Below are 19,026 nucleotides of genomic sequence, written 5' to 3' on the forward strand. Positions count from 1 at the left end.
AGCGGTACTTTTTTATCCATAATTTGCAAAACTTTGTAAGAATTCGACCGCTTGCATATTATATTACACTTTTAAAAATTGAATAACCGACTCCAAATCTCTTGTTCTTTTTGAGGGCGGTAAACTTTTCAAAAACGTTTGCCCATAATTACGCATTACCAGACGAGAATCGCAGATGATTACCACCCCTCTGTCTGTAACATCTCGAATTAAACGCCCAACGCCTTGTTTGAGTGTAATCACTGCTTCCGGAATTTGAATATCATTGAAAGGATCGCCCCCTTGTAATTTACAATCTTCCATTCGGGCTTTGAGTAAAGGTTCATCAGGTGAAGTAAACGGCAATTTATCAATAATCACAAGGGAAAGATCATCACCTCTCACGTCAATGCCCTCCCAGAAACTTTGGGTCGCCACCAGCACTGAATTTTCTTCTTTCACAAATTGTTCCAATAAACGACTTTTGCCGGTTTCCCCTTGTAGCAGCACATTAAGCGAACTATGTTCTCTTAAAAAATCCGCCAAACCTCGCATCATATAATAGGAAGTACAAAGCAAAAAGCAACGCCCTTTGTTCGCTTCAATCACGGGTTTTAATAACTGCCCTAATGCACTTAAGGTATGAGATTTATTGGTATCAGGTAAATAACGAGGTACACAAAGTAAGGACTGATTTTGGTAATCAAAAGGACTTTGTAATACCAACTGTTCCGCATTTTCAATGCCTAATCGTTGGCAGAAATGGGCAAATGTCCCCCCTACTTCAAGGGTTGCAGAGGTAAACACCCAACCAATTTGCTGATTTTTCAATTGCTCGCCAAACTTATCCGCCACCGTCAGTGGCGTGATATGCAAACCAAAAGAACGCCCATTTGCTTCATACCAATAGCAGTAGCCTGTTACTGTTGTATCCATCAATTTTTTAAGACGAACTTTCACTTCCGCCAATCGTTCAAAAATTTTGTCTAAGGTTTCAGAACGCCCTAGTGATTTCTTCACAACCTCACTTAAAAATTCAATGTTTTCGGCAACTTTTACCAATCCATCAACCACTTTTTTATCCCGAAACAGATCTCGCAAATTGCCTCTAATCTGCCCTTCTCCGCCCATTAATAAACGGAAATCTTGCACAACTTTCATCAGATGATCGGAAGCTTTCCCCAACTGTGCCACATCTTTTAATTCCGTACGGTAAACAATGTTGGTATCTTTACAAATATCAAATAATTGGCGAGAAGAGAGAGATTGCCCGAAGTATTGACTGGCAATGTCCGGCAGTTGGTGGGCTTCGTCGAAGATCACCAATTCTGCTTCAGGGATCAGCTCCCCAAACCCGGTTTCTTTTACCGCCATATCAGCACAAAACAGGTGATGATTGACCACAACCACATCTGCATCCATCGCTTTACGGCGAGCCTGCACCACATAGCAATCTTTAAAATTCGGGCAATCTGAGCCTAAACAACTCTCTGTTGTACTCACTAACTGCGGTAAAATCGGGCTATCTTCCGCAATGGTAATACATTCGCTCAAATCCCCTGTTTTGGTGGAATTTTGCCATTTACTGACTTTTTTCAAATCCGCCAACACCGACTTATCGCCTAATACCCCCATTGCGGTAACTTGCTCTAAGCGTTCTAAGCAGAGATAGTTTGCTCTGCCTTTAAGTAAGGCAACTTTGCCTTTATATTTAAGGGCTTTTTGAATGGTGGGAAGATCTCGGTTAAATAGTTGATCTTGTAGATTTTTTGAGCCTGTAGAAACAATGGTTTTCTTACCTGAAAGCAGTGCAGGCACTAAATAAGCAAAGGTTTTACCCGTTCCTGTTCCTGCTTCCACTACCACAGGTGTTGCAAATTTTACCGCTTTTCCGACCGCTTGTGCCATTTCAAGCTGGGCTTTGCGAGGGCGAAAGCCGTTGATATTTTGGCTAAGTAAGCCATCATCGCTAAAAGCGTGGAGAATTTTATCGTCGTATTTTGTCATTGAAAATAAGTAAGCGGTTGAATTTGCAAAATATTTTACAAAAACAACCGCTTGTAGAATAGTAATTTATTTAATTTCCTAACAGTAGCCCATCATCGCTAAGTTGTTCGTGGCGATTTTGTTGGAACAGTCGTAATAAATCCGGCACGTCCATTTGTTTACGTTGTTCGCCCGAAACATCAAAAGCCACTTGCCCTTGATGAAGCATTACAGTTCTATCGCCATAATCTAAGGCTTGTCGCATTGAGTGCGTTACCATTAGCGTAGTTAATTTTTGCTCTCGAACAATTTTATTCGTTAGCTCCATCACAAAATCAGTGGTTTTAGGGTCAAGAGCTGCGGTGTGTTCATCGAGTAATAAAATATTAGAAGGCTGAAGCGATGCCATTAAAAGGCTAACAGCTTGGCGTTGTCCACCCGATAATCGCCCCATTTGGTCGGTGAGACGATTTTCCAAACCTAAACCAAGCAGCGAAAGTTTGTCTCTGAATAGCTCTCTCATTTGGCGTTTAATCGCAAAGCCCAAGCCTCGTCTGCCACCACGCTGATACGCTAACGCCATATTTTCCTCAATCGTCAAACTTTCACAAGTGCCAGCCATTGGATCTTGGAATACTCGAGCAACTTGATTTGCTCTCTGCCACGTTGTGGCGTTATTGACTTTATTGCCTTGAATAATAATTTCACCACTATCAACGAAACAATCACCACTAATCGCATTAAGCATTGTAGATTTGCCTGCTCCGTTACTGCCAATCACAGACACAAATTCGCCTTGCTCTACTTTAAGTGATAATCCTCGTAATACAGGATTTTCAATTGCAGTGCCTTTATTGAAGGTAATGAATAAGTTATTTAATTCGATCATTTTAACCTCTCTTACCTGCCAATATCTGCTTAATTCTCGGCACTGCCAACACAATCACAACCAATAACGCTGTAATTAAGTTAAGATCTTGCGGACCAAAACCAATGCCGTTTAAAGTATCATTATTTAACGCAAGAGCGATAAAGAAACGGTAAAGCACCGAACCGATAATAACGGCAAAAGTAAGCCAGATAATCCGTTTGACCGAGAAAATTGCCTCGCCGATAATCACCGCAGCCAAACCGATAACAATAGTGCCGACACCGATAGAAATATCCACCCCACCGTTGCTCTGCACATATAACGCTCCCCCCAATGCAATTAAAGCATTGGAAATCGCCATTCCTAAAATCGTCATTTTGTTTACCGCAATGCCCTGTGCTTTTGCCATACGATTATTTGTACCGGTGGCTCGCACCGCTAAACCGATTTGGGTCGCGAAGAAAAGGTCAAACAAACATTTCACAATCACGACTACCAGCAATGCCATTACAAGGCGAACTAAAGCTAATTGTAGATCGCTGTCGATTGGCATTACATCATAAATTGTTGTTTCGCCAAGAATTGCAATGTTCGGCATTCCCATAATGCGTAAATTAATGGAATAGAGGGCGATCATCATCAAGATACTGGCAAGCAATTTCTCAATTTTAAAACCGATATGTAAACTTGCCGTAATCATACCAGCAATTGCCCCTGCTAAAGTGCCATACAGTGTTGCCAACCAAGGATCAACTTGATTTAAAATGCTAATCACACACACTGCCCCACCTAAAGGGAAACTGCCGTCTGCGGTTAAATCAGGGAAATCAAGAATTTTGTAGGAAATTAATACACCTAGTGCGACAAGGGCATAAATTAAACCAAGTTCTAACGCACCAATCCAAGTGATATTCGTTAAAAAGGAACTTAAAAAATGAATAATAGCGTCCATTTGTAATGTTATTATGATTAATTGTTCGAGAAATGCACTACTATAGTAGTACAGATTTTGGAGGCATTCTACGCTATTTTTAAGAGAAAAGCAGCTAATTATTTGCTTTTGCAAATTTTCAATCAAAATGAACCGCTTGTTATCGCTCAGAATTCTCTCTTTTATTGAGTTATCTCAAAATTCATTTATGAGAGAGGTGTAAAATATACAGAAAATTTTGTTGTATTAGGTGAACTATGTTAAATAAATGGTTTTTAGCAAAAAATACCTTTCTCGCGGTCAAACCTTTTAGTGCGTTAAAAGATGCTTTCAAAGCAGGTTATACTCAAAAACATCTCGTGCGAGATATTATCTCCGGCTTAACTGTTGGTGTTATTGCCATTCCGCTTTCTATGGCATTAGCCATTGCTAGTGGCGTACCACCCCAGCACGGTTTATATACGGCAATTGTAGCGGGTATTGTGATCGCTTTAACAGGTGGCTCTCGCTTTAATATTTCAGGTCCAACAGCTGCTTTTGTCGTGATTTTATACCCCGTAACGCAACAATTTGGATTGAGCGGATTATTGATGGCAACAATGCTTTCAGGCATTATATTAGTGTTAATGGCGTTACTCCGACTAGGTCGTTTAATTGAATACATTCCATTGCCCGTAACGCTTGGTTTTACCTGTGGGATCGGTATTGTGATCGCCACACTGCAAATTAAAGATTTCTTAGGCTTAACGATTGAGAAAATGCCAGAGCATTATCTCGGTAAAATCGAAACCATTTTCTCAGCTCTTCCAACTATCAATTGGGCTGATACTTTAGTTGGCTGTGCTACACTTTTAATCTTAACCCGTTGGCATAAATTACGCTTACCTATTCCAGGACATCTACCTGCTGTATTCATCGGCACATTACTGTCGCTACTGCTTATCCATCTCGGGCAAAACGTGGCTACCATCGGCTCTGCATTCCAATATACGCTACCAGACGGTACGATGGGCTATGGTATTCCAAGCGTTTTACCGGAATTTATCTTACCTTGGAATATTCCTAACTCTGAAGGTAATCTTATTAATTGGAACTTAACTACTATTCAAGCTCTACTTCCGGCTGCTTTTTCTATGGCTATGCTTGGAGCGATAGAGTCGCTATTATGTGCAGTTGTTTGCGATAATATGACAGATACCAAACACCATTCCAACAATGAGTTATTAGCACAAGGGTTAGGTAACATTGCCTCGCCATTTTTAGGAGGAATTACAGCAACTGCGGCAATTGCCCGCTCAGCAGCCAATGTGCGTTCTGGTGCCGTATCACCTATCTCTAGCGTAATTCACGCCTTACTCGTGCTTTTTGCCTTGCTCTTTTTCGCTGAAGCCCTCTCTTATTTACCCCTTTCCTCAATGGCAGCATTATTGCTTGTTGTGGCTTGGAATATGGCGGATCTACCACAAATCATTCAATTAAGTCGCCGTTCAGGTAAAAATGAAATTGCGGTACTACTCACTTGTATTACCTTAACCGTACTGTTTGATATGGTAATTGCGATCACTGTAGGCGTATTACTGGCAAGTCTGCTCTTTATTCGTACCATTGCGGAAATGACAAAATCTTTTGAGATAGCTCACCCAAGTGATTTAGAAGATGTGCTAGTTTACCGCATTAGTGGACCACTCTTTTTTGCCGCAGCAGATAATCTCTTCGCTGATTTACACGATAAAACAGTACACACTGATCGTGAAATCAAACATATTATTTTACAATGCGATGCGGTAACTGTACTTGACACCGGGGGCATTCACGCTTTAACTCGTTTTGTTCAACATATGTTGCCACATCAAAATTTACATCTCTGTAATGTGCAATTTCAACCGATGAGAATGCTGGTTCGATCACAAAAAACGGTAAATGAAATTCAACAGATTCATTTTAGCAGTGATTTAGAAACGGCTTTTGAGAAGGTTAGAACAGAATTAACACAAAGTTAAATAGTAAAACACAAGCGGTCATATTTTTCCAACATTTTGCAAATGCAAAAAATTTTCAAAATATGACCGCTTGATTTCTACTTACTTAATTTTTCTTTGATAAGTTTATCAAAATCGCTCTCAAAGGTTTTATCTTGGATTACGCGATATTTCTCAAACTCTGTTTCAGCATATAGCTTTGCCTCATCAAAACTAATTTTTCCTTTACCATCTAATAGAGGTAAATCATCTGCGTTTAAAAATATATCTAATCGTTTTGCCCAATCTTCCATTGTCATTGGAATTTGACGCCTTGCTCTACGCTCTGCCAAATCCAAAAATGCGTTCACAATCGAACCTAAATCTTTTAACTCATCATTATTCAAATAATTTTTGGCTATAGAAACATCGCTTTTTAAAATTTTACCCTCAGGCGATTTTGCCCAAGTAGTTAATCCCATATTAGGTTTGAGACTATCTGCTCGTTCCATAATTAATTCGGCAGCTGTATGCTGATGAATGGCATAGTGCAACTTGTTTTGCACCGTTGCAAAAAAAGATTTTGTTGTGGAAGCATTTTTATTGTAATCTACCGATGTTGCATAAATATCAGTAATTTTCTGATAAAAACGGCGTTCAGAAAGGCGGATCTCTCGAATTTCTTCTAATAATCGTTCAAAATAATCCTCTCCTAAAAAAGTCCCATTTTCCATTCTCTCTCGATCTAACACATATCCTTTTTGCGAAAACTCTCGCAAAATTTGAGTTGCCCATTGGCGGAATTGTGTCGCACGAATAGAATTAACCCGATAACCAACAGAGATTACTGCATCAAGATTGTAATGCTTAGTATTGTAATTTTTACCATCTGAGGCAGTTATTCGGAATTTCCGAATAACTGAAAGTTCATTGAGTTCTTCACTCTCAAAAATATGCTTTAAATGTTCATTAATAGTTGGTACTGAGACCTCGAATAATTCAGCTATACGCTTTTGAGTGAGCCAGATCTCATTATCTTCATATCGAACTTCTATATTTTGCTCGCCAGTTTGATTGGTAAAAATCAAAAACTCAGCGGTACTATTACGGATAAGTTTAGTCATTATTTTTCCTCATAAAACTTACGTAAATTCTACTGTTTAGTATGTTCTTGTCTAACAGAAACGTTAAAATTTTCGACGCAGTTCACAAAATTTATAGATGATATCAATAACAAGCGGTCATATTTCTCCAATATTTTGCAAATGCAAAAAATTTTCAAAATATGACCGCTTGTAATCTTTATTTAAATTAGCCTTTTGCCAAGATCTCTTTCAAGAATCTTGCGGTGTGAGAGCGTTTATCTTTAGCGACTTGTTCCGGTGTACCTGTAGCAATAATCTCACCGCCGCCGCTGCCGCCTTCAGGACCGAGATCAACAATCCAGTCTGCGGTTTTAATCACATCTAAATTATGTTCGATTACCACAATGGTATTGCCCTGATCACGCAAACGATGTAACACGCCAAGTAGTTGTTTAATATCGGCAAAATGTAAGCCTGTAGTCGGTTCGTCTAAAATATACAGCGTTTTGCCAGTGTCTCGTTTGGAAAGCTCGGTAGCTAACTTCACTCGCTGAGCCTCACCACCTGAAAGTGTGGTAGAGGATTGCCCGAGTCGGATATAAGATAAACCTACGTCCATCAAGGTTTGTAGCTTACGGGCAATCATCGGCACAGGTGCGAAAAACTCTCTTGCCTCTTCCACTGTCATATCCAATACTTGGTGAATGGTTTTGCCTTTGTAACGAATTTCCAACGTTTCACGGTTGTAGCGTTTGCCTTTACAGTGATCGCACGGCACATAAACATCGGGTAAGAAATGCATTTCCACCTTAATCACACCATCACCTTGACAGGCTTCACAGCGACCACCACGCACATTGAAACTAAAACGCCCTACATTATAACCTCTTGCCCGTGCCTCTTGCGTACCTGCAAATAATTCACGAATTGGGGTAAAAAGCCCGGTGTAAGTAGCTGGATTTGAGCGAGGGGTTCGTCCAATCGGGCTTTGATCGATGTCGATCACTTTATCAAAATGAGCTAAACCATCAATAGATTCATAAGGGGCAACATCACTATTTTCTGCACGATTTAACGCATTTTGTGCCAGAGGGAATAAGGTATCGTTAATCAACGTCGATTTACCTGACCCAGATACCCCCGTGATACAAGTAAATAGACCCACTGGAATTTCTAACTTCACTTTCTTCAAATTATTACCACTTGCCCCTGATAATATGAGCAATTTTGAACCATCATAGGGTACTCTTTTTGATGGAATTTCAATTTTCTGCTTACCTGAAAGGAATTGCCCGGTAATGGATTCATCAATTTGCATAATTTCTTCAGCTGTGCCTTGTGCAATAACTTGTCCGCCGTGCACCCCTGCACCCGGTCCGATATCAACAATATGGTCTGCCGCACGAATTGCATCTTCATCGTGCTCAACCACAATCACGGTGTTGCCTAAGTTACGCAAATGGATAAGCGTATTAAGCAAGCGTTCGTTATCTCGTTGGTGTAAGCCGATAGAAGGCTCATCTAATACATACATCACGCCCACTAATCCTGCACCGATTTGACTGGCAAGGCGGATACGCTGAGCCTCCCCCCCTGAAAGGGTTTCAGCCGAGCGAGAAAGTGAGAGATAATTTAAGCCCACGTTCACCAAAAACTGTAAACGCTCACGAATTTCTTTTAAGATTTTTTCCGCAATTTTCTCTTTTTGCCCGGAGAGTTTGATCTCCTCAAAGAAAGCTAACGCTTCGCCAATGCTTTTTTCTGAAACCATCGGTAAGTTAGTTTTATCCAGGAAAACATAACGAGCTTCACGACGCAAACGAGATCCTTCACACTCCAAACAAGGGCGGGTGTTGATATATTTCGCTAATTCATCTCGCACAGAGTTAGATTCTGTTTCTTTATAACGGCGAGCCATATTATTTAACACGCCTTCAAACGCGTGTTTACGCTTGACTTTATCGCCTCTGTCATTGACATAAACAAACTCAATCTCTTCTTTTGTGCCGTTTAAAATAAGATTTTGGTGTTTTTTCGATAACTGTCCAAATGGCGTTTCTAAATCAAACCCGTAATGTTCTGCAACCGCTTTAAGTAATCCGAAATAGTAAAAACTACGGCGATCCCAACCTTTAATTGCCCCGGCAGCTAATGAAACATCATAATTTTGCACTACTTTCTTTTCATCAAAAAATTGCTCAACACCTAAACCATCACAACTTGGACAAGCTCCAGCCGGGTTATTGAATGAAAATAAACGAGGTTCTAACTCTTGCAATGAATAGCCACAATGTGGACAAGCAAAACTTGATGAAAAGACAATTTCTTCCGTATTTGGGTCGTCCATATCAGCAATAATGGCTGTTGATCCTGATAAATCTAATGCCGTTTCAAAAGATTCTGCTAAACGGGTTGCCAGATCGGCTCGTACTTTAAAACGATCCACTACTACTTCAATGGTGTGCTTTTTCTGAAGCTCTAACGCCGGAGGATCAGATAAATCGCAAATTTCACCGTCAATTCTTGCTCTCAAGTAACCACTAGCGGTCAAATTTTCCAATAATTTTACGTGTTCGCCTTTGCGATCTTTCACCACCGGGGCAAGCAGCATCAGACGTTTTCCTTCAGGCTCTTCCATTACTCTATCCACCATTTGTGAAATGGTTTGAGCGGCTAATGGCACATCGTGATCAGGGCAGCGAGGTTCACCTACTCGGGCAAATAATAAACGCAAATAGTCGTGAATTTCCGTTACCGTTCCTACCGTAGAACGTGGGTTATGAGAAGTTGATTTCTGCTCAATCGAAATTGCTGGTGAAAGCCCTTCAATATGATCCACATCGGGCTTTTCCATTAAAGCAAGGAATTGGCGAGCATAGGCAGAAAGCGATTCTACATAACGACGTTGCCCTTCAGCGTAAAGAGTATCAAAGGCTAAAGAAGATTTACCTGAGCCGGAAAGCCCTGTGATGACAATAAATTTATCTCTCGGTAAGATTAAATTGATGTTTTTTAAGTTGTGGGTTCTTGCTCCACGAATATCAATATGTTGCATATTTCCTATATCCAATTATGTCCAGCACTATTTTCTAAATTTTCGAGCATTATCGCATATTTTAATAAAACTGTACAAAATATCAGTTTTTCTGTGTTCAATAAGCTAATTTTCGGGTAGAATACTCCACAATTTTGTATAAAAGCAGAGAAAGAGGATTTTATGGCTGGTATCAACAAAGTAATTATCGTAGGTAACTTAGGTAACGACCCGGAAATGCGTACAATGCCAAACGGCGAAGCAGTTGCAAATATTAGTGTTGCAACATCAGAAAGCTGGACAGATAAAAACACCGGTGAACGTCGTGAAGTAACAGAATGGCATCGTATTGTGTTCTATCGTCGTCAAGCGGAAGTTTGTGGTCAATACTTACGTAAAGGTTCACAAGTTTATGTGGAAGGTCGCCTACGTACTCGTAAATGGCAAGACCAAAACGGGCAAGATCGTTACACCACAGAAATTCAAGGCGATGTATTACAAATGCTAGGCAATCGTCAAGGTAACGATATGGGTGCTCAGCAAGGCGGTTGGGGTAATTCAGCACCTGCGGGTAATAGCTATAATCAAGGTAATAGCAATTATGGCTATAACCAAACTTCAAGCTCTGCACCACAGCAATCTAAACCCGCTCCACAAGCTGAGCCTGCAATGAATAACTTTGATGATGATATTCCGTTCTGAGATACGTATATATCTGAATTCATAAATCTATACAAATACTATTAAAAAGTATTACACCTTAAAAGGAACAATTGATGGGACTGTTCTAACTATAAAATTAGAACAGTCCTTGATTTAACTATAAAGTGTATCTTAGTGACTAGTTTTCATATCGAATTTATAAGATATGAAACCATATAATGTCCATCCAATAAAGGTAACAATAGAGCCATATAGCATTGGTTGTTCTCCTGCCGCATAAAGTGCATATAAACTATACAATGAACCAATAAATGCAATAAAAGTTGTAATTCTTGCTTTATTTTCAGGTACTTTCTCTACTTTTTGTAAGACCATTAATGCTGCCATTGATAATAAATATGGAATGACATTTGTTACTACAGCTAAATCTACTAAAATATTAAACTGCTTATTTAAAGAAGGGCTAATAGTCATAAGGGTTAAACCACTTTGAATTACTGTAATTATTACCATACCTATAATAGGTGCTTCTTTAGTTGTAACCTTTTTAAATACTGAAGGGAAGTATCCTTCTTCTGCAGAACTTTTAAATACTTGTGCTATCGTAAATTGCCACCCTAATAAAGAACCAAAACAAGACATTACCATTAGCCCCATTACTACTTTACCAGCTGTCTCATTAAACATATGAGCAAATGCTAAGCCAAATGGGGCTGTAGAGTTTGCTAAATCTAAATTAGGAACAATACCAGCAATCACATTAGTTGAAATAATATAAATAACCGCAGCACCTAATGTTCCACCTAAAACAGCAATCGGCACATTTTTCTCTGGATTTTCGACAACATCGGTATTTGCACACGCAGATTCTAGACCTAAAAAAGCCCATAAAGTCATAGAGATAGATACCCCAATAGCTTCAAAAGTTGGTACATTATGAGGATTCCAAGAACTGATATAAAGATCAGGCTTAAACCATTTCCAACCAATAATGCAAAGTCCAACAACAGGAATAATAACCCCCCAAATAGTGAATGAGCTAATATTCCCAGTAATTCTTGCACCGCCAAAATTCAAGATAGTAGCTAACCATAGCGTGATACCTGTCCACGTCGCAATAGAAATAGGAGATAGGGAAGTTTCAAATAATTCTGAACCATACCCAACAGCAGAAATGGCAATTGCCGTGTTAGCAATTAGTAATGATACACCATAAGAATAGTTGGCTAAGAAATTTCCTGCTTTACCAAAGGAGTATTCTGCATAGCCTCCCATTCCTCCTGATCTTTTACTAAACATACCGCATTGTGCAAAAGCATATGCTAAGGCGGTTGAACCTACTGCAGTAACTAGCCAAGAAACAATGGAAATTGTCCCTATTTCAGCTAATTTGGTCGGTAGCATAATAATACCTGAGCCCATCATATTTACCATAGTAATAATAGTGAGTTGAATAACTCCTATTTTATTTGTATTTGTACTCATAAGTAGTTTCTCCATCATTTCTAAAAAGTGCAATATAGATTTATTGCACTTTTAACAAAGATATTATTGTTCAATTAATACATAGCCATAAGCTCGTGTGCGTCCATCAGAATCTTTCTGTAGATAAACTCCCTGAATTTCTGGTGCAAAACCAGGTAACACATTAATACCTTCTTCTAATGCTAAGAAGTATTTTTGAGCAGTTTCATTCCATTTTTCACCTGGAACGACACAAATAACGCCTGGAGGGTAAGGTAATGCACCTTCTGCGGCGACACGACCAATAATATCGGTCAATGGAACAAGTTCTACATTATTTCGTACCAACTCAATGTTAGCATCTTTAGGATTCATCACATATGGTGGCAATGTCGCTTTTCTAAATAGATTACGTTGTAATGTTTTCACATCACGATCAACATACAAGTCGTGCATTTCTTGGCAAAGCTGACGTATGGTGTAGCCGTTATAACGTTCAGCATTATTGGCATAAACGGTTGGTAACACGTCTTTTAACAATGAATTTTGTGTAATGTGTTTTTCAAATGAAGTTATTTGTGCTACAAGTGTCTGCATCTTTGTAAGGGTTTCTGCAGGGGTAAGTAAGAATAATATTGAGTTCAAATCACATTTTTCTGGAATGATGCCGTTTTCGCGTAGATAGTTAGCCAAAATAGTGGCTGGAATACCAAATTCCTCATATTCACCTGTTTGAATATCAATTCCTGGTGTTGTTAGCATAAATTTGCAGGGATCAACAAAATATTGATTTTCTGTGTAACCTTCAAATTTGTGCCAAGAATCATCAGAATGGAATTTGAAGAATTCAAGATCTTGTGCAATTTCATCAGTAGAATAATCTTGCCATTTCTTCCCATTTACATATGGTGGAATAAATGGCTTAATTAATTCACAAGAATTCAGCACTAACTTACGAGCTTCAATACCGTTTTTAACGCAATCTAGCCATAAACGACGTCCAGCTGAACTACCTTGAATTTTGGCATTCACATCTAATGTTGCAAATAACGGATAGAATGGGCTGGTTGAAGCATGTAGCATAAAAGCATTATTAAAACGCTTGTGGTTACAATAGCGAGACTGACCTTTAATATGCTTATCTTTTTTATGAATTTGTGATGCTTGAGAAAAACCAGCCTGTTGTTTATGCACGGATTGAGTCACAATAATACCGGGATCATCCTCATTCAATTCTAATAATAAAGGAGAACACTCTTTCATCATTGGAATAAATTGTTCATACCCAACCCAAGCTGAATCAAATAAGATATAATCACAAAGATGACCAATTTTATCGACAACTTGACGTGCGTTATAGATAGTTCCATCATATGTCCCAAGCTGAATAACAGCTAAACGAAATGGGCGCTGTTGATTTAACTTCTCAGGAGCAATTTCTTTGACTAAAGATTTCAGATAATCATCATCAAAACAATGACTATCAATTCCACCAATAAAACCAAATGGATTACGGGCAGTTTCAAGATAAATTGGTGTTGCACCAGCTTGAATTAATGCACCGTGATGAATAGATTTATGATTATTACGGTCAAATAAAACGAGATCACCTGGAGAAAGTAATGCATTAGTAACAACTTTATTGGCAGAGGATGTTCCATTTAAAACAAAGTAAGTTTTGTCAGCATTAAACATCTGTGCGGCGTGTTTTTGTGCATCGCAAGCAGCTCCTTCATGAATTAATAAATCGCCAAGTTTTACATCCGCATTACAGATATCTGAACGGAAAATATTCTCACCATAGAAATCATAGAGAAAGCGACCCGCTGGATGTTTACGGAAATATTGCCCACCTTGATGCCCTGGACAATCGAAAGCAGTATTCCCCATTTCAACATACTCACTTAGCATTTTGAAGAACGGCGGTAACATTTTTTCTTCATAAAGATGTACTGCAGTTTCAATTTGGCGACTGTACAAATTAATATCATAATTATTAAGATCTTGTATATGATAAACCTTATCAAAATATTGAGGATCTAATATTTTGCCTGATTCCACCACAATAAATACTGGAATATTGAATTCTTTTGCCAGAATTTTATCAATGTATTGGTGAACATCTTCCGTACTTAATACTATAGCACCAACATCTGTGAAATCAGTTTTATCAATAGCAACTAACTCTCTTGTTGTATGAAAATAAGGTTGAACTAATGAACTATATGCAATTTTTAAATGTAACATAATTAACTCCATTATTTAGTATATAAAAAACCACTCATTACTTTTTCTTAATAACGAGACGTACTCTACCGATACTATTTTGACGAGCATTCAATAAACAAAATATAAAATGCTTACAAAATAATATTGATATAGAATTAGATATTTTTTAAATGAATAGATATCCTTCCTTTTAAAAAAAGGAATAAGATAATATTTATTTAAAGTAAGAATGAATAACCGTCTTTTGATAGACAGATTAATCCTGTTTGATTGGATTCGTTGAATTGAGAGATTGGAAATAAGAGAAATGGAAGCAAGAACGACAAGCAGGCATCATAATGTGTCTAGTTCTTCTAATATGAGCCATAAGGCTTTTACCTTTATCTGGGAAGTATTCTATATGGTATTTGTGTAACATAATACACCTCTTATTAAATACATCTTTATTTAAAACTTCATCATAACTGATGAAACCTAGCTTATTAGCTGAGATAGAATTTACAACTATGTATACAATAAATCAATGTAAAAAAACTTAAAAAATAGACATAAATCAAAAAAAACACCAATTAAATTAAAATATATACCCTATTTATCATTAAATAGTCCCCTATAATAAAAAACACCAGCACTATTTAGCTGACCCCATATAGTAAAAGTGGTAAAATTTATAAAGAACATTATTTATACGTTATTCACATTTAAAAGAGCTATATTATGAATTTATTTGAAGCAATTTTAATTTTGATTGCACTTATTATCATAAGTGCAATCATCTCTTCTGCCGAGATTTCGCTGGCTGGTGCAAGAAAACTTAAACTTCAGCAACTGGCAAATGAAGGAAACACAAAAGCAAGCCAAGTGTTGAAATTACAGGAACAGCCTGGGCGTTTTATTACAGTTGTGCAAATCGGCTTAAATATGGTGGCGATTTTAGGCGGGGTAATTGGCGAGAGCATTGTTAATCCTTTTGTCTATTCTCTCCTTTCTCAATATAGCCAAGCAGAATGGGTTGAAAGTGCAAGCTCTTGGTTAGCTTTTATTTTTGTAACGGTGGCTTTTATTTTATTTGCCGATCTTATTCCTAAACGACTAGCAATGGCAAATCCGGAAAAAATCGCCTTGCGAACAATAGGGATAATGACCGTTTCAATCATTATATTTAAACCTTTAGTTTGGTTGTTTGACACTATTGCAAATGCGATTTTCAAACTGTTTAGAGTACCAACTATTCGAGAAGATAATATGACCTCTGAGGATATTTTCGCAATAGTTGATGCCGGAGCTCAAGCCGGTATTGTAAAAGAACAAGAGCAATACTTGATTGAAAATATCTTTGAAATGCAACAACGTACTGTTACCTCCACAATGACAACACGTGAAAATATTGTTTTCTTGGAACAAACTTTCAATAGAGATCAAGTGCTTGAAACTGTAAAAGCAAATTCTCACTCTAAGCTATTAATTTGTGATAAATCCATCGATAAAATTTTAGGCTATGTTGAAACCCATAATATTTTAACGCTTTATCTACAAGAGAAGCAGGTAAAACTAACTGATTCAACTGTATTACGTAAATCACTGTTTATTCCGGACACGCTTTCTTTATACGAAGTTTTAGAACTCTTTAAATCAACCGGTGAAGATTTCGCCGTTATTGTGAATGAATATGCGTTAGTAGTGGGTATTGTTACGCTAAATGATGTGATGAGCATTGTAATGGGTGAGCTAGTTTCTAACGAAGAGGAGCAAATTGTTCAGCGTAATGAACATTCTTGGTTAATTGATGGAGCAACACCACTAGAAGATGTAATGCGTGCTTTAGATATTGCCGAGTTTCCGAATGCAGAGAACTACGAAACTATTGCGGGCTTTATGATGTATATTTTACGCAAAATTCCAAAGAAAACTGATTTTGTGTTATGGGATAAATATAAATTTGAAATTATTGATACCGATAACTTCAAAATCGACCAAGTGATGGTTTCGATCCAAAATGATGTGATATAGCGAATTAATGGGCGGGTGCAAGAACTCGCCCTATACTTAAGTTTAAGCAATTTGCAAATTTTTAGTCAAATTCAACCGCTTGTAATTCTCCTCACTTCCTTTCTTCATACTGTAATGGATACAAATTCAATTTATCCATTAATTTGCGGTCATAATCTTCTTCCGGATTTTCTGTGGTGAGCAATTTATCGCCATAAAAAATAGAGTTCGCTCCAGCCATAAAGCAAAGGGCTTGCATTGCTTCCGGCATTGCGGTTCTTCCTGCAGAAAGTCGAACAAAACTATGTGGCATTGTGATTCTTGCTACAGCAATTGTGCGAACAAATTCCGTCCAATCTAATTCTTCTGCATTAGCTAAAGGTGTGCCTTCTACTTTAATAAGTTGGTTGATTGGCACGCTTTCAGGCTGGGGGTCAAGATTAGCAAGACTGGCAATTAAGCCGGCACGTTCAGGGCGGGTTTCATTCATTCCTACAATCCCTCCACAGCAGACTTTCAGCCCAGCATTACGCACTTTGCCAAGAGTGTCCATTCTGTCCTCGTGATTTCGTGTGTGGATAATTTGATTATAGCGTTCAGGATCAGTATCTAAATTATGATTGTAATAATCCAATCCTGCTTCTTTTAATTCTTCCGCCATTCCTTCTTCAAGCATTCCAAATGTACCACAGGTTTCTAGCCCTAATGCTTTCACTGCCCCAACAATTTCAGATACCACTTTAATATCTTTTGGCTTTGGTCCTCGCCAAGCAGCCCCCATACAAAAACGGCTTGCTCCTCTTTCTTTAGCAATTTTGGCTTTTTCAATAATGGTGTCAATATCCAGCATTGTCTGCTTTTCCAGCCCCGTATCATAGCGAGCAGATTGTGGACAATATTCGCAATCTTCCGGGCAACCACCTGTTTTAATGGAAAGTAAAGTCGAAAGCTGAATAGCATTTGAATCAAAATTTTCCCGATGAATTTGGGCTGCTTTAAATACTAAATCCATAAACGGCATATCAAAAAGTTCTTCCACTTGGCATTTTCGCCAATATTGAGCGGTTGGATGTGGTGTAAGTTCATCTTTTGCTTTGAGTCTTAGCTGGAATGTTGTCATTTATTCTCCTTTTATACAAAAGGACTAAACCTTGCAAAAGGTTTAGTCCTTGAAATATTTAATTATTTTAAATCACAGCTTACAATTTTGGACCTGCCGCAATTAATGCTTTACCTTCATCATTAGTTGCATATTTTTCGAAGTTTTTCACAAATCTACCGGCTAAGTCTTCTGCTTTAGCTTGCCATTGTGCTTTGTCTTCGTAAGTATTGCGAGGGTCTAAAATATTGGTATCAACACCCGGTAATGCTGTTGGAATAGCTAAATCAAAGATTGGTAAGCTACCCATTTCAGCGTTATCGATTGAGCCGTCTAAAATCGCATCAATGATACCGCGAGTATCTTTAATTGAGATACGTTTACCTGTGCCGTTCCAACCGGTGTTCACTAAGTATGCTTCTGCACCGGCTGCTTCCATACGTTTCACTAACACTTCAGCATATTGTGTTGGATGTAGAGATAAGAACGCCGCACCGAAACAAGCTGAGAATGTTGGGGTTGGCTCGGTAATACCACGCTCTGTACCGGCTAATTTCGCAGTAAAGCCTGATAAGAAGTAGTATTTTGTTTGCTCTGGTGTAAGTTTAGATACCGGAGGCAACACACCGAACGCATCAGCAGTTAAGAAAATCACTTTTTTCGCGTGCCCTGCTTTTGATGGCACTGCAATATTATCAATGTGATAAATCGGATAGCTTACACGTGTATTTTCAGTTTTTGATTTATCATCAAAATCAATAGTACCATCTTCACGCACAACCACGTTTTCTAATAACGCATCACGACGGATTGCTCGGTAAATATCCGGCTCATTTTCGATAGAAAGGTTGATAGTTTTCGCATAGCAACCACCTTCGTAGTTAAATACGCCGTTTTCGTCCCAACCGTGTTCGTCATCACCGATTAATTTACGTTTTGGATCGGTTGATAATGTGGTTTTACCTGTTCCTGATAAACCAAAGAATACGGCAACATCACCTTCTTCACCCACGTTTGCAGAACAGTGCATTGATGCAACACCTTTAAGTGGTAAGAAGTAGTTCATCATTGAAAATAAACCTTTCTTCATCTCACCGCCGTACCAAGTACCGCCAATGATTTGTACACCTTCTGTGATATTAAATGCCACAAAGTTTTCAGAATTTAAACCTTGCTCTTTCCAATTCGGGTTAGTTACTTGAGAACCATTCATTACCACGAAATCAGGTTTGAAATCTTTCAACTCTTCTTCTGTTGGGCGAATAAACATATTTTTCACGAAGTGTGCTTGCCAAGCCACTTGCGTAATAATACGCACATTGATACGATGTTCTGGGCTTGCACCACAGAATGCATCAATAATGAACAAGCGTTTGTTTGAAAGCTCATCAGTTACTAAACCTTTTAGGCTTTGCCACGTTGATTGGTTCATCGGCTTATTATCATTTTTAGCCGCATCAGATGTCCACCAAACAGTATCTTTTGTTTTTTCATCTAAAACGATGTATTTGTCTTTTGGCGAACGACCGGTAAAAATACCTGTATCAACAGCTACTGCACCTAAGTTTGTTAAAACACCTTTTTCATAACCTTGAAGATCTGATTTCATTTCTTCTTCAAACAGTTGCTCATAGCTAGGGTTACGAACGATTTCTTTAACATTTGTAATACCTAAGTCTGCAAGTTCTTGTTCAATACGATTTAACATAGTAATTACCTCATAATAGTTATAAAATTC

13 protein-coding genes are annotated in these 19,026 nt (G+C 38.3%); 3 read left to right on the forward strand and 10 right to left on the reverse strand.

The window, feature by feature from the left end:
• Nucleotides 1-63 precede the first annotated feature (63 nt).
• The 3 genes from X781_RS06875 to X781_RS06885 all read right to left on the reverse strand — a co-directional run bounded on the left by X781_RS06875 (nt 64) and on the right by X781_RS06885 (nt 3,788).
• The gene (locus X781_RS06875) at nt 64-1,986 is read right to left on the reverse strand and encodes an ATP-dependent DNA helicase (RefSeq protein ID WP_025236151.1); all 1,923 of its coding nucleotides are present in this window, start codon (nt 1,984-1,986) and stop codon (nt 64-66) included.
• A 70-nt stretch (nt 1,987-2,056) separates the two neighbouring features.
• Nucleotides 2,057-2,854 (reverse strand): ABC transporter ATP-binding protein, encoded by a 798-nt coding sequence (locus X781_RS06880; protein ID WP_025236152.1) that lies wholly within the window; start codon nt 2,852-2,854, stop codon nt 2,057-2,059.
• Nucleotide 2,855: 1 nt separating this feature from the next.
• Nucleotides 2,856-3,788: an ABC transporter permease gene (locus tag X781_RS06885; RefSeq protein WP_025236153.1), complete on the reverse strand. Its 933-nt coding sequence runs from the start codon at nt 3,786-3,788 to the stop codon at nt 2,856-2,858.
• A 236-nt stretch (nt 3,789-4,024) separates the two neighbouring features.
• Between X781_RS06885 and dauA the strand changes: the two genes are divergently transcribed.
• A complete protein-coding gene (gene dauA / locus X781_RS06890) occupies nt 4,025-5,767 on the forward strand; it encodes a C4-dicarboxylic acid transporter DauA (protein WP_025236154.1) in 1,743 nt (580 codons plus the stop codon).
• A gap of 77 nt (nt 5,768-5,844) precedes the next feature.
• On the opposite strand, the gene X781_RS06895 is transcribed toward dauA, so the two are convergent.
• On the reverse strand, nt 5,845-6,849 hold the full coding sequence (locus X781_RS06895; RefSeq protein ID WP_025236155.1) for a virulence RhuM family protein: 1,005 nt from the start codon (nt 6,847-6,849) through the stop codon (nt 5,845-5,847).
• Nucleotides 6,850-7,036: 187 nt separating this feature from the next.
• A complete protein-coding gene (gene uvrA / locus X781_RS06900; protein ID WP_025236156.1) occupies nt 7,037-9,865 on the reverse strand; it encodes an excinuclease ABC subunit UvrA in 2,829 nt (942 codons plus the stop codon).
• A 162-nt stretch (nt 9,866-10,027) separates the two neighbouring features.
• Here uvrA and X781_RS06905 point away from each other — a divergent pair, with 162 nt between their 5' ends.
• The gene (locus tag X781_RS06905; protein ID WP_025236157.1) at nt 10,028-10,546 is read left to right on the forward strand and encodes a single-stranded DNA-binding protein; all 519 of its coding nucleotides are present in this window, start codon (nt 10,028-10,030) and stop codon (nt 10,544-10,546) included.
• A 132-nt stretch (nt 10,547-10,678) separates the two neighbouring features.
• Here the strand turns inward: X781_RS06905 and potE are convergent, their stop codons facing one another.
• The 3 genes from potE to speFL form a co-directional block, all read right to left on the reverse strand.
• Nucleotides 10,679-11,992 (reverse strand): putrescine-ornithine antiporter, encoded by a 1,314-nt coding sequence (potE, locus tag X781_RS06910; protein WP_025236158.1) that lies wholly within the window; start codon nt 11,990-11,992, stop codon nt 10,679-10,681.
• 63 nt (nt 11,993-12,055) lie between these two features.
• Complete coding sequence (gene speF, locus X781_RS06915) at nt 12,056-14,218, reverse strand: ornithine decarboxylase SpeF (protein ID WP_025236159.1); 2,163 nt, start codon at nt 14,216-14,218, stop codon at nt 12,056-12,058.
• A gap of 238 nt (nt 14,219-14,456) precedes the next feature.
• Complete coding sequence (gene speFL / locus X781_RS12670; protein WP_144084206.1) at nt 14,457-14,618, reverse strand: leader peptide SpeFL; 162 nt, start codon at nt 14,616-14,618, stop codon at nt 14,457-14,459.
• Nucleotides 14,619-14,917: 299 nt separating this feature from the next.
• Here speFL and X781_RS06920 point away from each other — a divergent pair, with 299 nt between their 5' ends.
• Nucleotides 14,918-16,210, forward strand: a complete 1,293-nt coding sequence (locus tag X781_RS06920; protein WP_025236160.1) for a hemolysin family protein — start codon at nt 14,918-14,920, stop codon at nt 16,208-16,210.
• A gap of 91 nt (nt 16,211-16,301) precedes the next feature.
• Here the strand turns inward: X781_RS06920 and bioB are convergent, their stop codons facing one another.
• Both bioB and pckA read right to left on the reverse strand, forming a co-directional pair.
• Nucleotides 16,302-17,309, reverse strand: coding sequence for a biotin synthase BioB (gene bioB / locus X781_RS06925; protein ID WP_025236161.1), 1,008 nt, complete (start codon nt 17,307-17,309; stop codon nt 16,302-16,304).
• Between the two features lie 79 nt (nt 17,310-17,388).
• Entirely contained in the window at nt 17,389-18,996 is a 1,608-nt protein-coding gene (pckA, locus tag X781_RS06930) for a phosphoenolpyruvate carboxykinase (ATP) (protein ID WP_038643968.1), read from the reverse strand.
• Nucleotides 18,997-19,026 lie beyond the last annotated feature (30 nt).

The sequence above is a fragment of the Mannheimia sp. USDA-ARS-USMARC-1261 genome, assembly GCF_000521605.1.
GTDB classification, from domain to species: domain Bacteria; phylum Pseudomonadota; class Gammaproteobacteria; order Enterobacterales; family Pasteurellaceae; genus Mannheimia; species Mannheimia indoligenes.